Annotated in this window: 20 protein-coding genes; 5 read left to right on the top strand and 15 right to left on the bottom strand. The window is 39.7% G+C overall.

The features are described from left to right. Window positions 1-52: 52 nt before the first annotated feature. The 7 genes from MSBRM_RS07205 to nifH are packed head-to-tail and all read right to left on the bottom strand — an operon-like array spanning window position 53 to window position 5,496. Entirely contained in the window at window positions 53-739 is a 687-nt protein-coding gene (locus MSBRM_RS07205; protein ID WP_048118413.1) for a ZIP family metal transporter, read from the bottom strand. A 17-nt stretch (window positions 740-756) separates the two neighbouring features. Then, window positions 757-2,142 (bottom strand): V-containing nitrogenase subunit beta, encoded by a 1,386-nt coding sequence (gene vnfK, locus MSBRM_RS07200; protein WP_048118416.1) that lies wholly within the window; start codon window positions 2,140-2,142, stop codon window positions 757-759. 19 nt (window positions 2,143-2,161) lie between these two features. Next, entirely contained in the window at window positions 2,162-2,500 is a 339-nt protein-coding gene (vnfG, locus tag MSBRM_RS07195; protein WP_048118419.1) for a V-containing nitrogenase subunit delta, read from the bottom strand. Then, window positions 2,497-3,894 carry a nitrogenase vanadium-iron protein, alpha chain gene (gene vnfD / locus MSBRM_RS07190; RefSeq protein ID WP_048118422.1) on the bottom strand — a complete coding sequence of 466 codons (1,398 nt, stop codon included), beginning with the start codon at window positions 3,892-3,894 and terminating at the stop codon, window positions 2,497-2,499. Before vnfD ends, vnfG begins: the two co-directional genes overlap by 4 nt. 20 nt (window positions 3,895-3,914) lie before the next feature. Then, window positions 3,915-4,286 carry a P-II family nitrogen regulator gene (locus tag MSBRM_RS07185; protein ID WP_048118426.1) on the bottom strand — a complete coding sequence of 124 codons (372 nt, stop codon included), beginning with the start codon at window positions 4,284-4,286 and terminating at the stop codon, window positions 3,915-3,917. A gap of 47 nt (window positions 4,287-4,333) precedes the next feature. Beyond that, window positions 4,334-4,651: a P-II family nitrogen regulator gene (locus tag MSBRM_RS07180; protein ID WP_048118430.1), complete on the bottom strand. Its 318-nt coding sequence runs from the start codon at window positions 4,649-4,651 to the stop codon at window positions 4,334-4,336. 17 nt (window positions 4,652-4,668) lie between these two features. Next, on the bottom strand, window positions 4,669-5,496 hold the full coding sequence (gene nifH / locus MSBRM_RS07175) for a nitrogenase iron protein (RefSeq protein ID WP_048118434.1): 828 nt from the start codon (window positions 5,494-5,496) through the stop codon (window positions 4,669-4,671). A 952-nt stretch (window positions 5,497-6,448) separates the two neighbouring features. Between nifH and MSBRM_RS07170 the strand changes: the two genes are divergently transcribed. Further along, window positions 6,449-8,374: a radical SAM protein gene (locus MSBRM_RS07170; protein WP_048118436.1), complete on the top strand. Its 1,926-nt coding sequence runs from the start codon at window positions 6,449-6,451 to the stop codon at window positions 8,372-8,374. A gap of 398 nt (window positions 8,375-8,772) precedes the next feature. On the opposite strand, the gene MSBRM_RS07165 is transcribed toward MSBRM_RS07170, so the two are convergent. The 3 genes from MSBRM_RS07165 to ilvD all read right to left on the bottom strand — a co-directional run bounded on the left by MSBRM_RS07165 (window position 8,773) and on the right by ilvD (window position 12,433). Further along, on the bottom strand, window positions 8,773-9,318 hold the full coding sequence (locus MSBRM_RS07165; RefSeq protein WP_048122970.1) for a thioredoxin family protein: 546 nt from the start codon (window positions 9,316-9,318) through the stop codon (window positions 8,773-8,775). Between the two features lie 265 nt (window positions 9,319-9,583). Then, on the bottom strand, window positions 9,584-10,576 hold the full coding sequence (locus MSBRM_RS07160) for an IS701 family transposase (protein WP_048155834.1): 993 nt from the start codon (window positions 10,574-10,576) through the stop codon (window positions 9,584-9,586). 195 nt (window positions 10,577-10,771) lie between these two features. Further along, window positions 10,772-12,433 (bottom strand): dihydroxy-acid dehydratase, encoded by a 1,662-nt coding sequence (gene ilvD, locus MSBRM_RS07155; RefSeq protein WP_048155180.1) that lies wholly within the window; start codon window positions 12,431-12,433, stop codon window positions 10,772-10,774. Window positions 12,434-12,669: 236 nt separating this feature from the next. Here ilvD and MSBRM_RS07150 point away from each other — a divergent pair, with 236 nt between their 5' ends. The 3 genes from MSBRM_RS07150 (at window position 12,670) to purQ (ending at window position 14,762) form a co-directional block, all read left to right on the top strand. Continuing rightward, window positions 12,670-12,951, top strand: coding sequence for a MarR family transcriptional regulator (locus tag MSBRM_RS07150; RefSeq protein ID WP_048118442.1), 282 nt, complete (start codon window positions 12,670-12,672; stop codon window positions 12,949-12,951). A 797-nt stretch (window positions 12,952-13,748) separates the two neighbouring features. Next, the gene (gene purS, locus MSBRM_RS07145) at window positions 13,749-14,000 is read left to right on the top strand and encodes a phosphoribosylformylglycinamidine synthase subunit PurS (RefSeq protein WP_048118445.1); all 252 of its coding nucleotides are present in this window, start codon (window positions 13,749-13,751) and stop codon (window positions 13,998-14,000) included. 63 nt (window positions 14,001-14,063) lie between these two features. Next, window positions 14,064-14,762, top strand: a complete 699-nt coding sequence (gene purQ / locus MSBRM_RS07140) for a phosphoribosylformylglycinamidine synthase subunit PurQ (protein WP_048118448.1) — start codon at window positions 14,064-14,066, stop codon at window positions 14,760-14,762. Between the two features lie 92 nt (window positions 14,763-14,854). On the opposite strand, the gene rnhB is transcribed toward purQ, so the two are convergent. Beyond that, window positions 14,855-15,526 carry a ribonuclease HII gene (rnhB, locus tag MSBRM_RS07135; protein WP_048118451.1) on the bottom strand — a complete coding sequence of 224 codons (672 nt, stop codon included), beginning with the start codon at window positions 15,524-15,526 and terminating at the stop codon, window positions 14,855-14,857. Between the two features lie 533 nt (window positions 15,527-16,059). Beyond that, complete coding sequence (locus MSBRM_RS07130) at window positions 16,060-17,298, bottom strand: DUF4214 domain-containing protein (protein WP_052712737.1); 1,239 nt, start codon at window positions 17,296-17,298, stop codon at window positions 16,060-16,062. Between the two features lie 898 nt (window positions 17,299-18,196). On the opposite strand from MSBRM_RS07130, the gene pheT reads away from it, so the two are divergent. Next, window positions 18,197-19,825, top strand: coding sequence for a phenylalanine--tRNA ligase subunit beta (gene pheT, locus MSBRM_RS07125; RefSeq protein WP_048118454.1), 1,629 nt, complete (start codon window positions 18,197-18,199; stop codon window positions 19,823-19,825). Window positions 19,826-19,997: 172 nt separating this feature from the next. Here the strand turns inward: pheT and MSBRM_RS07120 are convergent, their stop codons facing one another. The 3 genes from MSBRM_RS07120 to MSBRM_RS21125 all read right to left on the bottom strand — a co-directional run bounded on the left by MSBRM_RS07120 (window position 19,998) and on the right by MSBRM_RS21125 (window position 21,937). Next, window positions 19,998-20,624 (bottom strand): restriction endonuclease, encoded by a 627-nt coding sequence (locus MSBRM_RS07120; protein ID WP_048118457.1) that lies wholly within the window; start codon window positions 20,622-20,624, stop codon window positions 19,998-20,000. A 516-nt stretch (window positions 20,625-21,140) separates the two neighbouring features. Beyond that, window positions 21,141-21,473 carry a transcriptional regulator FilR1 domain-containing protein gene (locus MSBRM_RS21130; protein WP_449288733.1) on the bottom strand — a complete coding sequence of 111 codons (333 nt, stop codon included), beginning with the start codon at window positions 21,471-21,473 and terminating at the stop codon, window positions 21,141-21,143. Between the two features lie 35 nt (window positions 21,474-21,508). After that, window positions 21,509-21,937 (bottom strand): helix-turn-helix transcriptional regulator, encoded by a 429-nt coding sequence (locus MSBRM_RS21125; protein WP_230669089.1) that lies wholly within the window; start codon window positions 21,935-21,937, stop codon window positions 21,509-21,511. Window positions 21,938-21,940: the final 3 nt, after the last annotated feature.

The following is a 21,940-nucleotide window of genomic DNA, read 5'->3' as shown; positions in this document are numbered from 1 at the left end:
CCAAAAAATAAAAAATTTGTTAAAAAATTTGTTGATCGCGTTAGCTACAACTTTACGCCATCAAACAGGATATCCAGGCTATTACTGCTCCGAAAACCGCCACAGAGGATAGCGTAGTTATATTTAGATCGTGCTTTTTACTTAGTTTTCCTTTATCGATTTCAGTTACATAATATTTGGAAATGATAGTGATCAACAGGTTTCCTACAACATAAAGGATAACACCAGCACTAAGCGCCATAAGCGGTTTTGTAATGCTGTCAGAGATAGGTACAATCGCACCGACTGGAATTAACAATGCGATCAAAGCTGCAATTGCAAACCTGGTTTTGTCTTCTAATTCATCTAGTAATGAAAAGGAAACCATTCCTTCTGGCAGTTTGTGCAGAATTGCTCCGACTGCTAAAATCGGAGAAATCGGTCCAAACTCAGTGGTTATAATCACGCCTTCTGCAATGTTGTGAATTGCTAATCCTAAAACGGCTGAATACTTTCCAACACTTTTAGTGTAGAATCCTGCCACAACCATTGCAATGAACCCAATCACAATCAACCAGTATCCTGCTGAAAAATCCTCAGTAGCATCCGGGATAATATCCAGAAGAACCACTGCAATGGCAAAACCAAGTCCAAGACAGGTCAACAACGTTCTTTTCACAGAATCTTCTGTTTTGAAATAAATTAAAGCTCCCAAAAATTCCGCTATGACAAATGCTGCTACTACCAGATAATTCTCCATTTTTTGCCTCCATTCATTTACCAGACATTAATTATCCATTCTCTGTCATGCTTACTTTCCATGGATGCAAAAATCGTATTGGCAATTGTTTCAGCTAACCATTCTGCTCCTTTGTATCCGATTACTGGATATTTCCACAGCCCTGCTCTATCGAATGTTGGGAAGCCTACCCTGACCATGGGGATATCATTATCTATTGCAATGTATCGTCCTTTTGAATGCCCCAAAATTAAATCGATGTCTATGGATTTGTTTTTGATACGGCTTTCCAGTTCCCACAAATCAGCGTTCCAGATAACTGTTATATCGCAATTTGCCTTCTCTTTAAGTGATTCGAGCCTTGGGTCAAGTTTATACAGTGTATTATCGTCGCCCAAAAGTAAAAGCACAGGTTCAAGTTCGCATTCCAGGCAAAACTGCGCAAGACCGAAGACAAGGTCCGGATTCCCAAATATGGCTACTTTCTTATTCGCGAAAAACATATGAGCAAGGTCTACAATCGCATCTATTGCCTTTCCGCGTTCAATAACCAGTGATTCAGGTATAGGCTTGCCTGTAAGCTTGCTGATATTTTTAAGGAAAATATCGGTATTGTTTATGCCTATAGGGGTTGGAGTTACAACCGAAGGCACGCCGAAGTTATTTTTTAAATATGTTGCAGCATTTGCGCCCTCATAACGGCTTAATGCAATTGACCCGATAGCATTGGCAGAATCAGCTATTTCCTCAATGGTTGTATTTCCATATGCGAATGCCGATTTGTCAGGCATAATAGGAGCGTCAAAGGTCTCAGTGTCCAGAAGTATATTTCCGTCAACCTCCATCTCAGATAATATATGCTTAATTTCAGAAACATCTCCTGGATTGACCCATCCAGTGAATATGTTCAGCTTTCCGGAAGGCTCATCTTTTTTTGCAAGAGCTTTTACAACCGCGCTAATTGCCGTATCGTAACCTGTCACCTGGCTCCCGCTGTAGCTTGGCGTATGCATAGCTATGAGCTTCACATCTCTGTCAGGATGTTTTTCTTTAATTATTTTATTCATTTTCCGGATTATACCTTCAATATCGTCACCAATAGTTTCAGTTGAACAGGTCGTTATAATAGGTATGATCCTCAGGTCAGGATATCTCGCAATAAGTGCTTCAACCGCTTCTTCTACCCTTATTGCGCCCCCGAAAACGGCGGCGCTTTCATGCAAAGACGAAGACGCAATGTCAAAATTTTCTTTGAAATGCTGAGCGAACAACAACCTGACAAACATGCTGCAACCCTGACCGCCATGTACAAGCGGAATGCAGTCCTTTATACCAATTCCCACAAATTGGGCACCTGCAGGCTGACAGGTATACATTGGATTAATGATTCCTGTTCGCTCTTTCAACATCAGCTCACACGACATCTTTTTTACCGCCTTTTGTTTAGTAATTTGACAAGTTCAGTTCGCAGTTACGTGATTTTTTTACAGCAATATAGAGCAGTCTTTCTTTGACGCCTTCAATTAGTTCCAGTACTCCTGACTTGTCGAGTTCGAAGAGCCAGGGCATTTTTTTCTGAATCTCCGCAGCCAAAAATTTTGCATCGGAATAAAACGCCTTATCTGCCGGCGTTACAAGATTTATTTTATCTCCGTTCAGAATCTTGCCGGTCATTGTCATAATACCTTCAATGTTTTCCTCCCGGTCCCAGCTTCTTGAAAAGAATTGCCATAAGCACTGTTTCTGAATAAGGGCGGTCACTTCCTCGATTTTTTCATTCATAATTCCTGCACCACTCTCGGATCTTTTCCAGCTAAACTCCACATCGGAGAATAAATTCCGTTATACATATCTCTCGCCATGTTTACTGCGCCTTCAAAACCCATGTATGGACCGTTGTGATATGCATGTCCGTTAATGTATGGAATGTGCAGTTTTTTGACTAAATCTCCAACTCTGGGCCCGGTGAAAATAATATCGGCGTGGATATTGTCGAGTACTTCAAAAAACTCAAGTTCATTTCCATCATCAATATAAATCGTCCCGACTCTTCCCCTGGCAATAACCTTCTCAAAGTCTTCCTGATGACCAAATTTAGAAGACATTGCAACAACTTCCATACCTAAATCGTCTTCAAGAGCCTTTGTCCAGTGCCACAGTCTTGGCCCACCAGTCCAGATACAGACCTTTTTCCCTTTGAGCCGCTCCTTATACCAGTTAAGTTTTCCTTCGTATTTTGCAACCTCGTCTGCAATTACTTCTTCAGCTTTGTCTTCCAGTCCAAAGAAAGCTCCAATCTTTCTCAGTGCTACCTTAATATAGTCAAAGCCCCACGTATCTACATCCATTCTTGGGATATCATATACTCTCTTAAGTTCGTTGGCTATATATCCTGCAGAACGCGCACAGTTGACCACATTCAGCTTTGCCCTATGCATACAGCGTAGTTGATCATAAGTTACGTTTCCGGTAAAATGAGCAATGACCTGTATTCCCATTTTATCAAAATATCTTTGCAGTACGTAGGTATCTCCCTGAATATTGTAGTCGCCGATGACGTTAATTGTGTATTCGCTTTTAATTTCAGGTTCAAGCGTTCCGATCTTATCTCTCATCCAGCCGATGTTCAGTTCATGATGTCCTTTTGATTGACTGACACCAGCGAATCCTGGACATTCGACAACAAATATATCCACATCCCCAAGCTCTTCCTCAACCTCACGACATACTGCTTTGGGATCGTCTCCTATCAATGCGGTTGTACAGGTAGTGTAGACAAACATTCGCTTGATTTTTGGAAATTCTTTGAAAGCTTCTTTGATCGCTTTTTTGAGCTGCTTCTCAGCTCCGAAAACAATATGTTTTTCTTTTGTGTCCGACGACCAAACATATTTTAATTGAAAATTGTCATTATCGCTGGGATACCTTTTCGTGTGCCAGGTATCATAAGCACATCCTACCGGTCCATGTATCATCTGAATACAGTCTTTGATGACTCCACCAATAACGAGTTTTGCTCCACAATAGCTGCACCCTCTTTCAGATAATGATCCGGGTATTGTTTCTATATTTGAGAGTGGGAGATATTGAGTTGTGTCTTCTCCTTCTTCTTTTATGTAAACATGGTTCTGGCGCTCAGGTATGCATTCATCGCAACAGAATAATTTCAACGGCATTTTACAGGCCTCGTATCTGTTTATTTTAAAGCTAGTTCTCCTTTTTCGCCAGTCCTGATCCGAATAACCTCGTCAATGGACTCGACAAAAATCTTTCCATCACCAATCTGGGCAGTTTGATTGACTCCAATAATGGTTTTAATCACCTGATCCACATCTTCGTCATTTACAACTATGCTCAGAAGTCTTTTGGGTATGTACTTCATACCTGTGCTGTACCTTTTCGCGAGCAGCTTTGGTTGTATGTAGAAGTTAAGCTCTCCTGAGATCCCTCTTTGTTTACCCTTTCCTAATACCGGAATTGCCGTCATAGACGGATAACCAATTTTATCCAGTGCGTCTTTCGTAACCGACATCTTGTTAGGTCTAACGACTGCAGTAACTTCTTTCATATGAAAACCTCCCGGTTTTCAAAATTTTTTAGTTATTATATTATTCCTTATAACCCTTTTTCACCCGAACTAATTGTGTATGCAGCTTCAATCGTATTCACAAAGATTTTTCCGTCTCCCATGTTGCCTGTGTATGCTTTTCCGGAAATTATTTTAATCACCTTGTCAACAGCCTCGTCTTCTACAGCCATCATGATCATTGTTTTTGCGAGTTCATCGTAGTGCACATCCCCAACAGTGATCCCTTTTTGTTTCCCTCTTCCGAAAACGTTTATTTTTGTAAGGGAGTAATAACCGGCTTCTGCGAGTCCGTCGGTTACTTCTTCAGTCCATTCAGGACGTAATATGGCACGGACCATCTTCATTATTCATCTCTCCTAAATTAATCCATAAGACCATATCTTTCAACCATTTTCTCTAGCTGATCCATACTTAATGGTTTAGGGATAACAAACATGTCATTTTCTAGGATTTTTTTGGCGAGTTCTTTGTATTCAAGTGCTTGATTGCATGTAGGGTCGTACTCCACTACAGTCTTTTTATTGAACTCTGCTTTTTGGACAATATTGTCACGTGGTACAAAGTATAACAGCTGCGTTCCCAGTGCAGAAGCAAATTCTTCCATCATTTCCAGTTCATTATCCACTCTGCGACTGTTGCAAATAATTCCTCCCAATCTCACCCCGCTTTGTTCAGCATACTTCAACAGGCCCTTACAAATATTATTTGCTGCATAAGTCGCCATCATTTCTCCAGAAGCAACTATGTATACTTCCTGGGCTTTTCCCTCTCGAATAGGCATTGCAAAACCGCCGCAGACAACATCGCCCAATACATCAAAGTGAATAAAATCCAGGTCCTCAGAATAGGCTCCCATTTCTTCCATGAGATTAATTGCAGTGATAACTCCTCTACCTGCACAGCCAACACCGGGCTCTGGACCACCGGACTCAACGCATTTTATTCCATCAAAACCGGTATTTATGACATTTTCAGCTGTCACAGCATCCTCACCAAGCTCCCTTAGAGTATCCATTATTGTAGTTTGAGCTACCCCACCGAGCACAAGACGAGTACAGTCAGCTTTGGGGTCACAACCGTGAATAAAAATTTTTTTACCATGATAATATGCCATAGCAGCTGCAGTATTTTGTTGAGTGGTGGACTTTCCGATTCCACCTTTTCCATAGAAAGCAATTTTTCTTGTCATTTTACACTCCTTCAGCATTTACGCAAACTTTGCCCAGAAACTCATTTGTTTCTTTGAATTCCATATTTTGAACAGCTAGGTGAATTTCTATGCAAAGTTACTGGATTTCTTATGTTGCCTGCTCAAATTTATACATTGTATACTATTTTTGTATGAAATATGTCTTTTTTACATAACACTCCTTTTTGCCAGTTTTCTTGTATTGTGTACTCCTTTCCAAACATTTTAAATTTTTTTTGTCATTGGTATGTTCAACTAAACATAACAATAACTTATTTAGCGGAATACAGATTCTTATTTCCTACTTAATACTATATATAGATTATCATCAGTTAAATTTTCAAGGTATGAATCAAAAAATGCGCACATGGGATAATTATGTAAAAAGTGTTGATATAAAAACGGTATCTTTCGACCTTTAGTTTTCACTGAACAAATTAAAAGTTCCAACATACTGACAAAATTAGGGTCATACTTATGAATATCATATACTGTTTTATGACTGTGCCTTTTGAGTTTGGGGAGGAACTTTGTATGATCAAAAACCTCGAACCGTTATGTATAAATAGTCACAACGGTCAAACCATTAAATCATATAGATGCGGTATTTTGACACAAAAACGAAGAACACTACAATATTAAATCCTGATGCATACTGTCTTGATAAAATATATCATATCGATATGTAATAATAGACATAACGTTTAAAACTCGAATAATGGATGATGATGGTGTTTTAAGCATAAAAGAGGTTAAAGTAAAAATATATAAAAAAACAGATACAGTTTTCCCGGAACGGAATGTTAATTCAAAAATGCCTCAGTTAGAAAAACTTCAAATTATACGCGAAACTGGAAACTAATAAAATATTTCCTGCCATATAGTTCAGGATGACTCTAGCTTAGTTCAGGATGACTCTAGCTTTATTGTGGTATTATTTGAGGGAGGTTAAATGCAATGCAATATATGCGAAGTCAGGTGCGAAATCAATAAGCATAGTATGGGCAGATGTGGCACTTATGTAAGCACTGGCAATAAAATAACCCAGTACCCCGGTATGGGATATCTGGGAGCATATCCAATTTCAATAGAAGCAGTCCCTTTACATCATTTTTATCCTTCAGGCAAGTTCCTGCAAATTTTCAGTACAGGATGTAATTTTCAGTGTCCTGGTTGTATGGCACGGATGCCAGCATCAAGTAGACCTCCGTCCCAACAATCCTCACTCAGTCCATCCGAAATAGTGAAAAGGGTCTTACAACAAGAGTGCCTGGGCGTAGTTTCAGCAATAAATGATCCTGTTGCCAATTACTATCTTTTCAGGGACCTTGCAGTACAGGCACAGGAAAAAAATTTACTTGTAGGTTGTTCAACCAACTGCTATTTTACAAGTGAAACTTTAGAAGAGTTTGGACAGCTTGTTGATTTTGTGAACGTGGGAATTAAAGGTTATTCTGACAGAGGTTATAAAAATTGTGGAGTTACTTCATCAACTCCTGTTTTTCGCAACATTTCCAGACTTTTTGACATGGGAGTGCATGTTGAAACTTCAGTTGCTTATTCAAAGGGAAATGAAGATGATGTTATAAAAGTCGCAGAGGCAGTATCTGATATCTCTTCTACTATTCCGTTGCATGTCATGAGATTCCTGCCCTTCGGCTATGCCCCGATAGAACTGGAGCCATCAGTGGGAGAAGCGGAAAAAATTTGTTCTGCCCTGCACAGATATCTGGATTTTGTCTACCTCTTTAATTCGCCAGGCACGAAACTATTAAACACATACTGTCCTGAATGTGGCAATCTCCTGATAGAGCGGGAATTTTACAGGCCTTTTGGCTCCAGGCTTGTAAAACCCTGGGTAAGTCACAAATGTAGCTGCGGTTACAGCATTCCAGTTCAGGGTAAAGCTTCCACTGAAGGTTTCAGTGAAGCAGGCTTAATAGACAGTTACAGTATAAGCCAGGCTTTCAGTATGGTTCATGCAGTACTTACATGCCTGGGAGTACTGGACGATTATAAACTAATGGATATCTGGGGTGAGGATAAATTAATGGATGTCTGGAGTAAGGTCTCAAACCCCAAAACCCTTACACAAATACATTATATGATACGTCAGCCGTACTCTTATCTGGAGTTCATCAGGTTTATTGCTGAAAAAGCTAATATGCCGAAAAAAGGAGAAGAACTTGTTTCTTTCATTCATAAGCGCTTGAAAATTGTCCAGAATCTTTCAGCAGGAAAAAGTAGTTATTATGTGTATTATTGCATGGGCTCTCCTTTCTTTGCCCTGAATGCCGGCAGAATGGAAAATAACCTTGTGACATTTTCCGGTGGTGTGAGTATCAATAAGCAGCTTCAAAAGGAAGGTAAACTGGGTGTAAGTGTTTCCCCTTCCTTTATCAATGAGCACAATCCTGGGGTTATTTTTGTCTCCGGTTTCCTTTCTCGTCCTCTCGATGAGTTCTATGCCCTGTGCCAGAAATATGAAATACATGTCGATGCTGTGACGCAGCATAGGGTCTATGAAATTCCGCCTTCCTGGGATTTTGGAAGCCCTCGCTGGATATTGGGACTAATGTATATAGCAGACAAGTTGCATCCCGGAAAACTTGAAGTTGACCTGAAAAAGGAAGCAGATGATTTTTATCTACAGTTTTATGGTATGCGGTTTAAGGAAGCAAGACCTAACAGGTCTTTTCACAGGCCTTCTTCTGGTATTTGGCCACACACACAAACACTGTATAATGACCTCAAAATGGAGATGCCAAAGCAGGGCTCTACTAAAAATTTCGACAATGAGATTATTCAACCTTTTAACATCCTGCCAGCCTTAATATCAAGCTCAAAGGATGATAGGAAAGGAGTCAAACCACAGTAAGTGCAGGAATTCAAAACGTAACATATTATAAAAGTAATATTATCTGTGACTCCACAAGAAACCCGGATCAGAGTATTAATATTAAGTTATATTGAGTAAATTCCAAGCCTCAATATTACTTCTCTAAATACCGGACTCTGAGTAATTGAACGAGTTTCTGATAATGAAAAGATAGCTCCAAAGCTTTATGAGTTTGGGAGCAAAAAGTTATACAAGTGCACCAATAGGCAACCTTTCTGAAATCAGTTTTTTTCCTTTACGCTGGATTTAAAAAGAATACGCTGGATTTAAAAAGAATACGCTGGATTTAAAAAGAATACGCTGGATTTAAAAAGAATACGCTGGATTTAAAAAGAAAAAAGAAATACGTTTTGGCTGTAAAATAATTAGATTTAATTTTATTCTTTCTGAAGAGCTAAATCCAGTACATTTTCGTATACTTCTTTACCCTCTATTTTTAGAATCCTGGCCGTTGATCTTTCAGTAGTAACGTTCCCATCCTCCTGCATATAAACATATTTCCCGTTTTCAATGCCCATAATTACAGAAGAGTCAGGGATTACATATATTCCAAAGTAATTAGCAAGGTTCTTACTTTTATCTATATCTATGGTCATAACTGTGGCTCTACCTGCATAATCTGTTGCAACCTGAGCCAGAACAGGGTTTAACTCCTGGCACTCTTCACACCACTCAGCTCCGAGTTTCAAAAGAACAGGTCCTTTTTTGAGAGATGTATTTATCTGATCCAGTTGGGTAATTTCTACAACAGTACTGTTTTCCTGTGTTTCCTGAGAATTCGTGGAATTTTCCTGCATCTCCTGAGAATTTATAGAATTTTCCTGGGCATCCTGAGGATTCGTGACATTTGTCTTACTATTAATACAGCCAGCTGCTAAGATCACAGCCGCAAAGAGAACCAATAGTATAACTAATTTATTCATATTTGCCATCTACTATATTACTGATTTTTTTTAAGACCTTAAAGGTGATACAGATATAGTGTTCACACTGTTATATACATTATATTTACATCAATTATTTATTTAAACGATTTGAGTTCCCACCTATCTGTTTGTGTATACGTATTCCAAATAACTAACGTTTAAGCCATAACTGAGGGATTGAATAACTACTAAAGAAAAGTACTTAGGAGTTACGCAGTTGGCTCCTAGCATATTGTTTTTTCCAAACTTTCAAATATTTGAATTAATTTAACGTGTATTGGGGATTCCTTAAGTATTCTGTCACTGCCACTCTTCTAATTTTCATAGCACTTTCAAACCAGGATATTCCACTTTTGATTCTTTGTAATTCCAGTCTAAGAAAAGCTCTTAATGAGAACATTATATGTGCTCTTTGTGATTCTTCCTTTCTTGCCTGACATTTTTCGACACCACAGAACTGTTTTATTCCCCTATGATATTCCTCAATTTTCCATGACTTCTTTGCCAAATCTTCACGTTTTGCTTCATCCATCTCTTGCACATCTGTAACCCAGTGTTGCGTGTCTCCATTTTTTGAAACTATCCTAAACACCTTTACAAATCCATATGCTTTGAGGTGAACCACACGTCCTTTTGGAGGAATATCTACTGTTTCAAGTGGCACATTTCCCTTGTTGTCAGGATTTACCAAACGATTATTTTTCAATCTTGTAAGGAAATGCCACTCTTTCTGTCTAATGGCTTTAAGGTTTTTCACACTTGCATACCATGTATCAAATAAAACGAATTTGGGATTAAAACCACGTTCTTCGGCCTTGTCAAGCATATCACGGAAATGGTCATTCTTTGTTTTGTCGTCTACATCGATGTTATAAATTCGAAAATCGATAGGTATAACGGTTGTACCGTCAGTCCAAACTAAGGTAACCAGGCCTATTCCCTTTACAGTACGATGATGTTTTCCACTCCACATACGACGAACAAAAGCAATTTCTTCTGCGTATGGTTTATCTAATGTTGAATCATCAACAATTAGGTATCCTCCCTTAAGCTTGACATAACTTTTTACTTCCTCCCATAGTGCTTCCGTGTCTGGAGGTTGCCTTTGAAGGCAACGAGTAAAAGCATCATGAGAAGGAGCATTAGCTATGTCTGGATAACATCTAGCAGCTTCAGTACAGCTAAAAACGTTAGAAGCCGCAATGAGAAAATTAATGTAGTCAATGTCGGTACACTTAGGTGGATTTATGTCCATAACTCCGTACGTTTTTAGAGAAACACTAAGCCATAAGTATATTTATAAAGATATCAAGTTTTCGGCATTTTAACTGCGTAAGTCCTAGTACTAAAATCATATCTACAAAAGCACTTGAAGTAATAAATAATTAAAAAAAGTAATGGAGAAAAAAGCTCTCCAAACACGCAATACTTCTAAACATAATCAGACAACTTAGTCAACTATCCCGCCTGTGTTTGCGGAATGGACTGAGCGCTGGTACCTGGCAAGGTAACCTGTGACCTCAGTTTTTGGAGGTATGAAGGCAGCTTTCCGTTGCTTAAGTTCTTCGTCTGAAATTTTCAGGTTCAGGGCTCTTTCAGGAATATTGATTTCAATCATATCTCCATCTTTCACAAGAGCAATTGGCCCTCCTTCAATAGCTTCAGGGGAGACATGACCGATGCAGGGTCCACGAGTACCTCCGGAAAAACGTCCGTCAGTTATTAGAGCAACCGATTCCAGCAGGCCCATACCTCCAAGTGCGGCTGTAGCTGCAAGCATTTCCCGCATTCCAGGGCCACCTTTCGGGCCTTCATATCGTATAATTACAACGTCTCCAGGTTTCACATTGCCTGCAAGGATACTTTCCATAGCAGCTTTTTCGCCGTCATAAACCCGCGCAGGACCTGTATGAACATGCATCCGGGGATCAACTGCGGCTTGTTTTACAACCGAACCTCCAGGAGCAAGACTGCCTTTAAGGACTGCAATTCCTCCCTGAACATGAATTGGATTTTCAAGAGTTCCTATAATCTCTTTATTAAGCTTCGGATTAACAATGTCCAGTTCCTTCAGGTTTTCCCCAATAGTCTTGCCGTTGACAGTACATTGCTCCAGATGAAGTTTCGTGGAGAGTCTCTGCATAATTGCCTGAACTCCACCTGCTCTGTCAAAATGCAACATAAAATTTGACCCTCCAGGACGAAGCGAGATCAAGTGAGGTGTTTTCCGGCTCAGTTCATCAAATTTATCAAGAGGGAGATTCAGCCCGAATTCATGGGCAAGGGCAGGAAGATGCAGCGTGGTATTTGTGCTACCTCCGACTGCCATGTCTACCATTATGGCGTTCTCAAAAGATTTAAAAGTGACAATCTTTCTGGGAGTCAGGTTCTCTTTAACCATTTCGACAATACGCTCACCGGATTCCTTGGCAATTCGGACCTTTTTTGCATCCACTGCATGAGCAGTTGCACAGCCCGGAAGACTCAGGCCAAGCGCTTCGGTCATGCAGGCCATAGTATTTGCAGTAAACATCCCTGCGCAGGACCCGGCTCCATTACATGCAAAATTTTCAAGTCTTTTAAGATCGTCGTCTGAAATCTTGCCTACTCTATGAGCCCCTACTCCTTCGGAGACTGAAATGAAATCCTTGTAACCGTCATCGATGTATCCAGGGAGCATAGGCCCTCCGGTTACAACAATTGCAGGGATATCAAGTCTGCCTGCTGCCATAAGGTGACCTGGCACAATCTTGTCACATGTGGGAATGAGGACCATACCATCAAACTGATGAGCTTGAACCATCAGTTCAATTGTATCTTCAATAATTTCTCTGCTGGGAAGGGAATATTTCATACCCTCGTGCCCCATTGCAATACCGTCGCAGACTCCTATGGTAGAGAATTCAAAAGGAACTCCTCCGGCATTCCTGATTCCGGCTTTTACAGCCTCAGCAAGTTTGTTAAGGTGCATATGACCAGGAATTATATCGTTCCAGGAATTGACAACTGCAATAAACGGCTTTCTCATCTCGGAATCTGTGACTCCGGTCGCTTTTAGAAGTGAGCGATTGGGAGCCTTTTCCGGTCCCTCTTTGATGATATCGCTTCTCATATTAAATCTCCATAAAATCTCGTAGTGAAGATAAAAAGTTATAATATATATACGACTTACGCGCTTGAAGCTAAATTAGAGAGATTAAACATTCTCGATAAAGTAGAGAATCCAGATATTAAGAGTATTCGTACAGATCTCTAACCTATTAAATTAGAAGATAAGTTTATTAACCGTCAACAGTTATTGGAACTGGAAATCACTTATAGAGAATAGCCACCTCTGAGATGATATCAATGGATTCAATGGAAAAAATATTTGGAAAAACCGCACAGATGACAGTTCTTAAGAACTTGATAAAAAACCAGAACGAACCAACCTATCTTTCAGGGATAGCTGAAGAAACTGGTCTGTCTCATTCCAGCGTATCAAGAGTTATTACACCTTTGGTTCTTTCAGGTATTGTTCAGGAAAAACCCCTGGGTAAGCAAATCCGAACTTTCCAACTGAACATGGACAATGAGGCAACTGGTGTTATCATAGATTTTTACAGCAAAATTAATCAGATACTGAACTAAGTCTGAGTAATAAGAAGTAAGGGAAGTTAAAACTTCCCACAGTTATTTTTTTATTTTTTTGTCTCCTTAAAATTCATACAAAACTTTCATAATTGGCTGAAGTGGCCTCTCGCGTAGTTTTATCCTCAGTTTATCCTCAGTTTATCCTCAGTTTATCCTCAGTTTATCCTCAGTTTATCCTCAGTTTATCCTCAGTTTATCCTTGTTTTATCGCTTGATAGACAAAAAACTCCAGCAAGTGTATTTTTTATACAGTAAAGTCCGACCTGATGTAGCCACGTGCGCCTTTTTAAAGTAAGCCTTGTTGCCCCAGAGACCCGTAAAATATTTAGATTTTTAAAATAAGTTTTAATTTTTAGAGTAATATTTGGATTTTAAGATGATTTTTGAGCCTTATAGGAAGTTTTGAGTTTTAAAAATGAGCCAGAAAATGACCATTTCAATGATATTTAGAGAGCCTATAAGCATTCAGGACTCAATTGAAATCTCTATTTTTAGTACTCAACCAGCCACAGCAGCCAAAACAAACTGAAACCCATAAGATTAAATATGTTTTATCCTTATTTCCCTTGAAATCGGCGCTGGTAAGGCGATAAGAACCAGCTAACGTCCAAAAATAAACAAAAGACACATTAGGAAAACCTAACACTATAATTCTCGCCAAAAAATAAATCAAATACCTTATAATTAGTATGGTGAAAATGAGAATTATTTACTTATCTTATTTAATCCCGCATTCGAGTCCCGAAAAGTGGGGACATTCAGTTAATTTCAAAATTTAAAATTGAGGTTTATAAATGCAGTACCAGGCAACAGTTAGAATTGAACAGAAAGCAGGTATGCTTGACCCGGAAGGCACTACCGCAAAAAGGGCCCTCGGACAACTTGGCTACCAGGTCAGTAGCGTAAAGACCGCAAAGCTTTATGAAATCGTGCTTGAGGCCGAGTCTGCCGAGATTGCAAACCAGAAAGTTGATGAGATGTGCCAGAAACTTATTGCAAACCCAATTATCCATAATTATACAATCGAGCTCAAGGAACTTAACTGAGGCGTGTGGATAAGCGACTAAGGCATAAGAAAAAGCCAAAGCTTTGAAAATTGAGGGAAAAAAATGAAAATTGCCATACTTCAGTTCGGAGGCACAAACTGCGACCAGGACGTCCTGCATGTCCTTAAAGACGTTGTGGGTGTGGACGCCGAGACTGTCTGGTACAAACAAGAAGATCTGACAGGTTTTGACGGAGTCGTCGTCCCTGGAGGATTCTCCTACGGAGACTATCTCAGGGCAGGAGCAATTGCAGCCCGCACTCCAATAATGAACTCAGTAAAAAAACTCGCAGCCGAAGGTAAGCCTGTGCTTGGGATCTGCAACGGCTTTCAGATTCTTACCGAAGCCCGGGTGCTTGAGGGTGCTCTGACAACTAATGAGTACCCGAAATTCCGGTGCCATTGGACTAACCTCAGGGTAGAGACCGTTGATACGCCTTTCACCTCGAAGTTCAGGAAAGGTGAAGTTATCAGAATGCCTATTGCCCATATGGAAGGTCAGTTCTATGCCGAAGAGAAAACTCTGGCCGAGCTTGACGAAAACGAGCAGGTTGTCTTCCGTTATGTGGATGAAAACGGAAAAGTAACGGATGCAGCTAATCCTAATGGTTCTCTAGAAAATATTGCAGGAGTTGTAAACACTTCAAGAAATATCTTAGGTCTCATGCCCCATCCGGAAAGAGCTTCCGAATCGATCCTGGGCTCAGACGATGGTCTACGAGTTTTCGAGTCCATGGTGGATTATATTACTGAGAATTTCTAAAAATTTCGAATATATATTCCAATTTTATTTTTTATATCTCCGCATTTTTCTTTCTTTTATTTTTCAGAACTTTTTTGTAGTTTCTCTAATACTTACTTCAGTTCGGCTTTTTTTAGTTCTTCCCGGATATTTTCTACAGTCTGCCAGGACTGCCTGACTATTTCAGGGAACTTCCCTGAGTGCTCTTTTCCCCAGTTCAACAGGAATCCTCTTGTCTTCGGGTCTGAGGGGTAACCGCTACCGAAGTCGAGGCCCCATTCTTTCTTAAGCTCTTCGATAAGCTCATCCCTGCGTACCTTCGCAATAATTGAGGCTGCCGATACAACGGGATAAGTAGCATCGGCCTGATGCATGGAAATTATTTCTATTTCTTTTGCATGTTCAGGGTTGGTTTTTGAGTATTGCTTGCGGATGTTGGTTGCAAAACGTTCTTCATTGACATCAGCAGCATCGGCATATAAGAGGTCAGGCTTTAACTGTTCGAGCACTTTTGAAAAACAGACCACCATTATCTCGTTCATTGTCATAATTTTCCGGAGTTCGTCAATCTGAGAAGGGCTGACCTCAAGAACAAAAAAGCCGTCTGCGTGTTTTTTAATTTGGGCTGCAAGCTGTTCCCTTTTTCTGGGAGTCAGTTTCTTGGAATCCGCAACCCCTAGCACTTTGAGGATATGTTCTCTGGATTCCTCAATTTTTACGCCTCCTATGCACATGGGCCCGATTACAGGGCCTTTTCCGGCTTCATCAATTCCTGCGATCATCATTTTTCGGTTGTCTCCTGATTTGAAGGAAGAGAGCTTCTTATTATTTATAAAAGTTAATAAAGGTATAGTTTGCCCTACAGAATCTCTGAAAAAATGAAAATCCATTTACAAAAGTATTCACAGGTTCAAAAAACGATTAGGAATCCCTTTTCCGTTCTCACTATATGGACACTCTGACCTCCGGCTATTCTTGACGCTTTCTGTCCACATGTTGCCAAATTTTTCCAAATTCGCATAATGAAAACTAAAGGAGTAAAATAAGATAAACACTCAAAACTGCAAAGATTATATAAAGAGTATAAAGAGACGCAAAGCTGTAGATTCTAGCTCATAGGAGATCTGAGTTTCCAGAACCTGTGATAACGGGAGAAATTTTTTGTCCTGAAAGATTGCTTTCATGATCTGAGGAACAGGACTGCAAATAATATTTACCAAGAGATATCAATCTTAGCAAGGATCTTTTATATGTCTTCAAGGTTCAACGCAGGATGAAAGCTGTCAACAGTTTATATTAATTGCTGCTTTATACTTTTTCAAACAACAGAGGATTCAGACTCAAGTTTCTTTAACCAGATTCCACATCCCGAATTTTTCAATGCCAGTGGCATGTATTCCTTCACAAGATCGTGATTCATTTGCCCCATATAGTCATTAAAATATAAAATTTCGTAATTTTTATTATTTATAAGTAATGCCTTTAAGAAGTATGCTTCATTCCATGCAGAACCCTGTTCCAGCCATTCAATAGGGTATTCAAATGGCCAGAAGATATCGTGAAAATGGATAATCACACCAGGTTTCAGACGGGGAAGTACTTCGGTAAGAATAAAAAGAACATCGCTCCCAAATTTCACAACATGAGAACTATCTACAAACAGAATATCCCCACTGTTCAGCTCTTCAAAAAAAGACAAATCTACAGTTTGAACCCCTTTTCTCAAAAGAAGCTTATCAGGATCATCTCGGTCAGACAATAGGCTTAAAACAAGCTCTGGATAAGGCTCAATAAAAGTTATCTTCGTTTTAAGGTTTAACAGTTCGCAGGTGTCCAGAGTAACAGTTGACGAATAACCTGATCCTACTTCTATAAGCCTTTTTGGTTTAAAGTAATTGATCATGCAAAATAATACAATTGCGTCCCCGTAACTATACCATTCGTCTCCGTTAAAAAAATACCTGGTATTGTTCTGCTTGAAACCATCTCCAAACGGGATTACGGAAATATATTTCTGGAATTGTTTTAGTAATTCTATCTGCTTATCACCATTAATCTCAATTCCAGTCGGGTTCCGGAATTTGTCGATTTTTTGATATAAGTCCAAGATGTCATCCAGATTTGTTAATGGAGAGTAAAAATGTCCTGGAGGAGCAAATTTAATTGTAGGACTCATGAGATACTTTACGCGCTCAGCATATTCATCGGAATTCAAAAAAGATACTAAGATTTCGTGTTTTGGTGTACCTTCATTCAATATTTTGGTATAATATTCTCTTCCTTCAGGATCAGGAATTCTGCCTAAAATTCTGCTGTAACAATAACTGATAAATTCGTCAAAATTCTGCTCTGATTTCAAACTTTCATGAGGTTCTACTGAGGGATTTTTTAGGCGCCCTGCATATTCATTAGAGTTCAAAAAAGATACTAAGACTTCATGTTTTGGTACACCTTTGTTCAATAAGTCAATATAATGTTCTTTCCCTTCAGAATCAGGAACTCTACCTAAGATCTTGCTATAGCAATAATTGATAAATTCATCAAAATTCTGTCCCATCCTCAATTCACCTAGCGAATCCACTTACTTAAAGAACTTTCCAGTTAACTGAAAAATTATAGCATTATATCTTTAACTGCCTTAATACTGGAATTGAAATCACAATGTTTGTGTACTTAATTACAGATATCAAGCAAGTAATTTCTGTTCAAACATTCCAGTATTCTCTATATTAGGTTAGTTTATTGGCTAGCTATAGAGATATTGAAAACATTTAAGCATTTATATACACAAATTTTAATATAAATTTGCTTTTTAGGCTCTGAATGTTAATTTAAACTAAAATGTATTAAAAGTAATTGTTTTGATCTTACAATCAAGACAGCAATATTAATCTCCAGAACATTGCTGTCCCAGGTGCTTCTAGCTTATTTTTTGTTTCTAGCTTATTTCTTACAATTTTTAGACCTGCAAAGTTGATTCTAGCAGGCAGGCTCAAGAATGTGTTTAATTTCATGGTTGGGAGTAAAGTATTAGCTATAAAGAATTCACACCTGAATTTTGGAAGAATTTCCTACCTGAATTTAAAGTCAAAAATACTTATTGCCCAGTTGTAGAATTGGTTGAATATTAAGACATCCTTCTGTGCCTGCTATATAAGGGACTCTGGAACAAACTCGCCCCCGTGGCTTTCAATCCAATCGAGTTTTCAGCCTACAGGCTTTCCAGAGTTTCAAGATCACACTGAGATTCTTCAAACACCTCACAAACAAAAGCATTAAATCTAAAGTAGAGTATTTTGGGAGTTAAATTATAGTTATTCTCACGATGAGTTACACCTAAAAGAAGGGATCTCTAAACATTTTTTAATACATTATGTTCTTGATTCTTTCTAAATATTAAGTGTAAACGTTACGATTGATATTAGATTTCCACATCTCTTGGGGATGAATCACCAATGCCAGTAATTACCTTACAGTACGACGACCTAGAAAAACTCACAGGAACCGATAAGGAAACCATTATAAAAAGAGCGCCCATGATAGGGGCCGATATCGAAAGAGTTGAAGAGGAATCTATAGATATCGAGTTTTTCCCTGACAGGCCTGACCTTTACAGTGTAGAAGGAGCAGCCAGGGCAATGCGGGGTTTCCTGGACATCGAGACCGGACTGTCAGAGTATGAGATAAAGCCTCCAAAGGTTTCAATCTCGGTTAGTGAGGAGATACTTAGAATCAGGCCTTTTCTCGGGTGTGCGGTTGTAAGGGGCATAAAATTCACATCTTCGTCCATAAAATCCCTTATGGACCTTCAGGAAGACCTGCACTGGGGGCTTGGAAGAAACAGGAAAAAAGTGTCTATAGGCGTGCATGATATTTCGAACGTTAAGCCGCCTTTCAGGTATATGGCTGTAGACCCGAGTTTCGAGTTCGTGCCACTGGACTACACTGAAAAAATGAGCATGACCGAAATCCTGGAAAAGCACCCAAAAGGCACGAGGTTTGCCCATCTTGTCAGGGGCTTTGAGAAATATCCAATAATCCTGGACTCAGACGATAATGTGCTGTCCTTCCCGCCTATCATTAACGGGACACTTACAAGTGTGACCGAGAGCACAACCGACCTCTTTATTGATGTTACTGGACTTGGAGAAGCCGTTTATACCGCCCTGAATATTGTTGTTACCGCCCTTGCGGAAAGAGGTGGCCAGATCGAATTCGTAAAGGTTATCAGGCCCGATTCCGGAGAACTTATCCTGCCTGACCTTGAACCAAAAACCAGGTTCCTTACAAAAACTGAAGTAAAAGACCTTCTGGGCATGGAACTCTCCATCGAAGAAATTGTTAAACAACTTGAGAGAATGCGCTTTGGAGCAAAAGCCCTTGACGAAGAAACCATCGAGGTAAAAGTCCCGGCTTACAGGGCCGATATTCTTCATAACTACGACCTTGTAGAAGATATTGCCAAAGGTTATGGATATGAAAATATTAAAGTAAAGATTCCTGAAACCTATACCCCAGGAAAGTCTCACCCGATTTCCCTGCTTCGCGCTCCCGTAAACGAGATAATGGTAGGGCTCGGCTACTATGAGGTCATGCCGTTTACGCTTACCAGCGAAAAAATTAACTTCGATAACATGTGCAGGCCAAAAACGGATGATGTTACCTATGTGCTTCACCCGATCAGCGAAGACCAGACAATGATTCGGACAAACCTGCTTCCGAACCTCCTTGAAATTCTTGCCTTAAATCAGCACAGGGAATTGCCTCAGAAGATTTTCGAGTTCGGCGAGGTCGTAAATAACGAAATAACCGGCCAGCACGTAGCTGCAGTCTCGATTCACCCGCAGGCCAACTTTACCGAGATCTATGAGGTTGTAGACGCTCTGATGAGGGAAATGATGCTTCCCTACAAGGTAAAAGAGTCCGAAGATCCTGCATTCCTTGAAGGCAGGCGGGCTGATGTTTATGTCAATGGCAAAAAACTCGGAGTCTTTGGAGAATTCCATCCTGAGGTCATAAACAATTTTGCCCTTGGATACGCAGTTGTCGGGTTTGAACTTGACCTCAATGACCTTATTGTTTAATATTGGTTAAAAATAGATTTTAAGTTGAGAAGAGACAGTTGAGAAGAGACTCTTCTCTCCTTTTCTTTTCTTTTCTTCTCTTCTATTTTTCCTCTGATTCTTTCCTTTCATTTTCCCTCCGATTCTTTTCTTTCATTTTCCTCTTTTTCTTCTCTCTTCTCTCTTTTTTCCTTCACTTTTCTTTCAGCATTTTCCCCATTTCGGCTGCGATTTTTCTGACTTCGGAAATCTCTTCAGTCTCAGCTAGCCTGTAAGTAAGTTCAAGCAACCTTTCTTTCAGGGAACCAAGTTCATCAAGAGTAAAGTTAAGCTCTTCAAGAAGGACCCCCAGGGTTTTTATCTCAGTTATCTCTAAAAATTTTTCAGGGCCTGCTTCTATAAGGGAAAGTGTCTCAGGAGAACTGAGGTCAACATCATATTCTTCCTCGAAATCTCCCTTCGGGATCGTTTTAGACCAACTCACACTCCTGATATGTCTGATAAAATCACTGATCTGCCGATACTCATAGTCTCCGGTAACTTTTCCAATCAGCATCTCGTTCCTGGTTTTTAGTGGAACTGCCACAAAGTCTCCTTTCTTTATTTTTGTGATAAATGAGTATATCTCTCCTGTCCAGGCAGAACTACGCTCTTCCTGCATCCCGGGATATTTCTCGAGCATTATTTTCTTTACCTGTGCCTCATTTCTAACGCCTGACAAATCCGGGAATTCAGCCCACCCTATTGTAATTACACTGTTTTCCAGAATCAGTTCTTCATCTTCCAGGGTGCCTGCAGCTTTGAGCAACCAGAATTTCATGACCTGCCTCCTTTTTATTTTAATTTTGCCTTTATCTAGAAATTTTACTTATATTCCCAATTTACTATTTTTCAGGTTTTTATAATTGGTTATAAATCAACCGTTACGCCGGTTGATCACTCCGATAGGGTTTGGAAATAAGATTTTCAAACTCAAACGTTTTTCGGGGTTTTCGGTCAAGCATTTTTTTTAAAAGGGTTGCGGGCAAGCAGTTTTTTTTAAAAGGGTTGCGGGCAAGCAGTTTTTTTTAAAAAGGGTTGTTTGAAAAGGCTTGAGTGACATCCTAGATGCGCTTGCAGAGGCAGTCACTGAAAAAATAGGACAAAGGTACGAATTTCAGGATGTGCCCGGCAAGTCCAAGAAAGACTATGAATGACTGAATATCCAGTTTGTTTTTTAATTCTTCGCAGGCTTGGATTTCAAGGACAAAGCTTTCATAGAGTATATCCGCTAGAGTATGTCCGTTATCTGTTACTGGATATCTGAATTAGTATCAATCGGGGCCTTAATCAGGTGTTACTGAAAAAACGATTTCTCATTCAGAGGTTCGGCTGCTTCCAGATAGTACCTGAAAAGTTCCTTTCCCCAGCATAGTGCTCTTTCTCCAGAAGACAGGATTAGCTGGTCCCTTAACTTTCCATTGTTTTCAAAGAGTTTAAATGCAATGATCTTATCCGTTACAATCAGGGATGGGATTGTTGTCGGCCTTCGTGATATAAAAAGCCTGGAGTTAACTGCTCTGGACAGTTTCTCTGCTTCTATACGATTATTTAAAAATAAACGCTGTGCAACACTTTCGGTCATACAGAGTACAATTTCAGCTCCCGTCTCCGCAAGTTCGGTATAAATTGAAGGAGCTTGAGGGTGAAAATAGGATACAAAGGTTAGGGTCTCCTTGAGCTTAGAATACTATCCCGGAGTATTTTTGGGGTTTCAAAAAGGTGTCCGACGTCAGGTTCCAGTAGCTCGCAGTGCCCTAGTTCGCCGATTCTCTCCAGCAGGAACTCAGGAATCGAGCTTAAATCGTGGCTCAGCCAGTATTCAGTATTTTCTCCTAAGGTCTCAGTCGTACTGAGCAGGGGCTGCATATTTTCAACTATTATCTCTCCAATCTCGGACAAACTGTAAATTTTGCCTTTTTGGGTTATCAGGCCGGAATCTTTCATTTTTTTCATATGGAGCTGGATCGAACTGGCATTCACATTAAGCAATTCTTTTATCTCATCAACGTCTCTTGGTTTTTCCTTTAAGAGTAGTAGAATATCTTTTCTTCTTCCAGAAAAAAGAATCAGGTTAAGAAGGCAGTGTTTCATTTT

The sequence above is a fragment of the Methanosarcina barkeri MS genome, from assembly GCF_000970025.1.
In the GTDB taxonomy this organism is placed as follows: Archaea; Halobacteriota; Methanosarcinia; order Methanosarcinales; family Methanosarcinaceae; genus Methanosarcina; species Methanosarcina barkeri.
The sequence above is the reverse complement of the archived record's forward strand: the minus strand, read 5'-3'. Positions and strand labels throughout refer to the sequence as shown.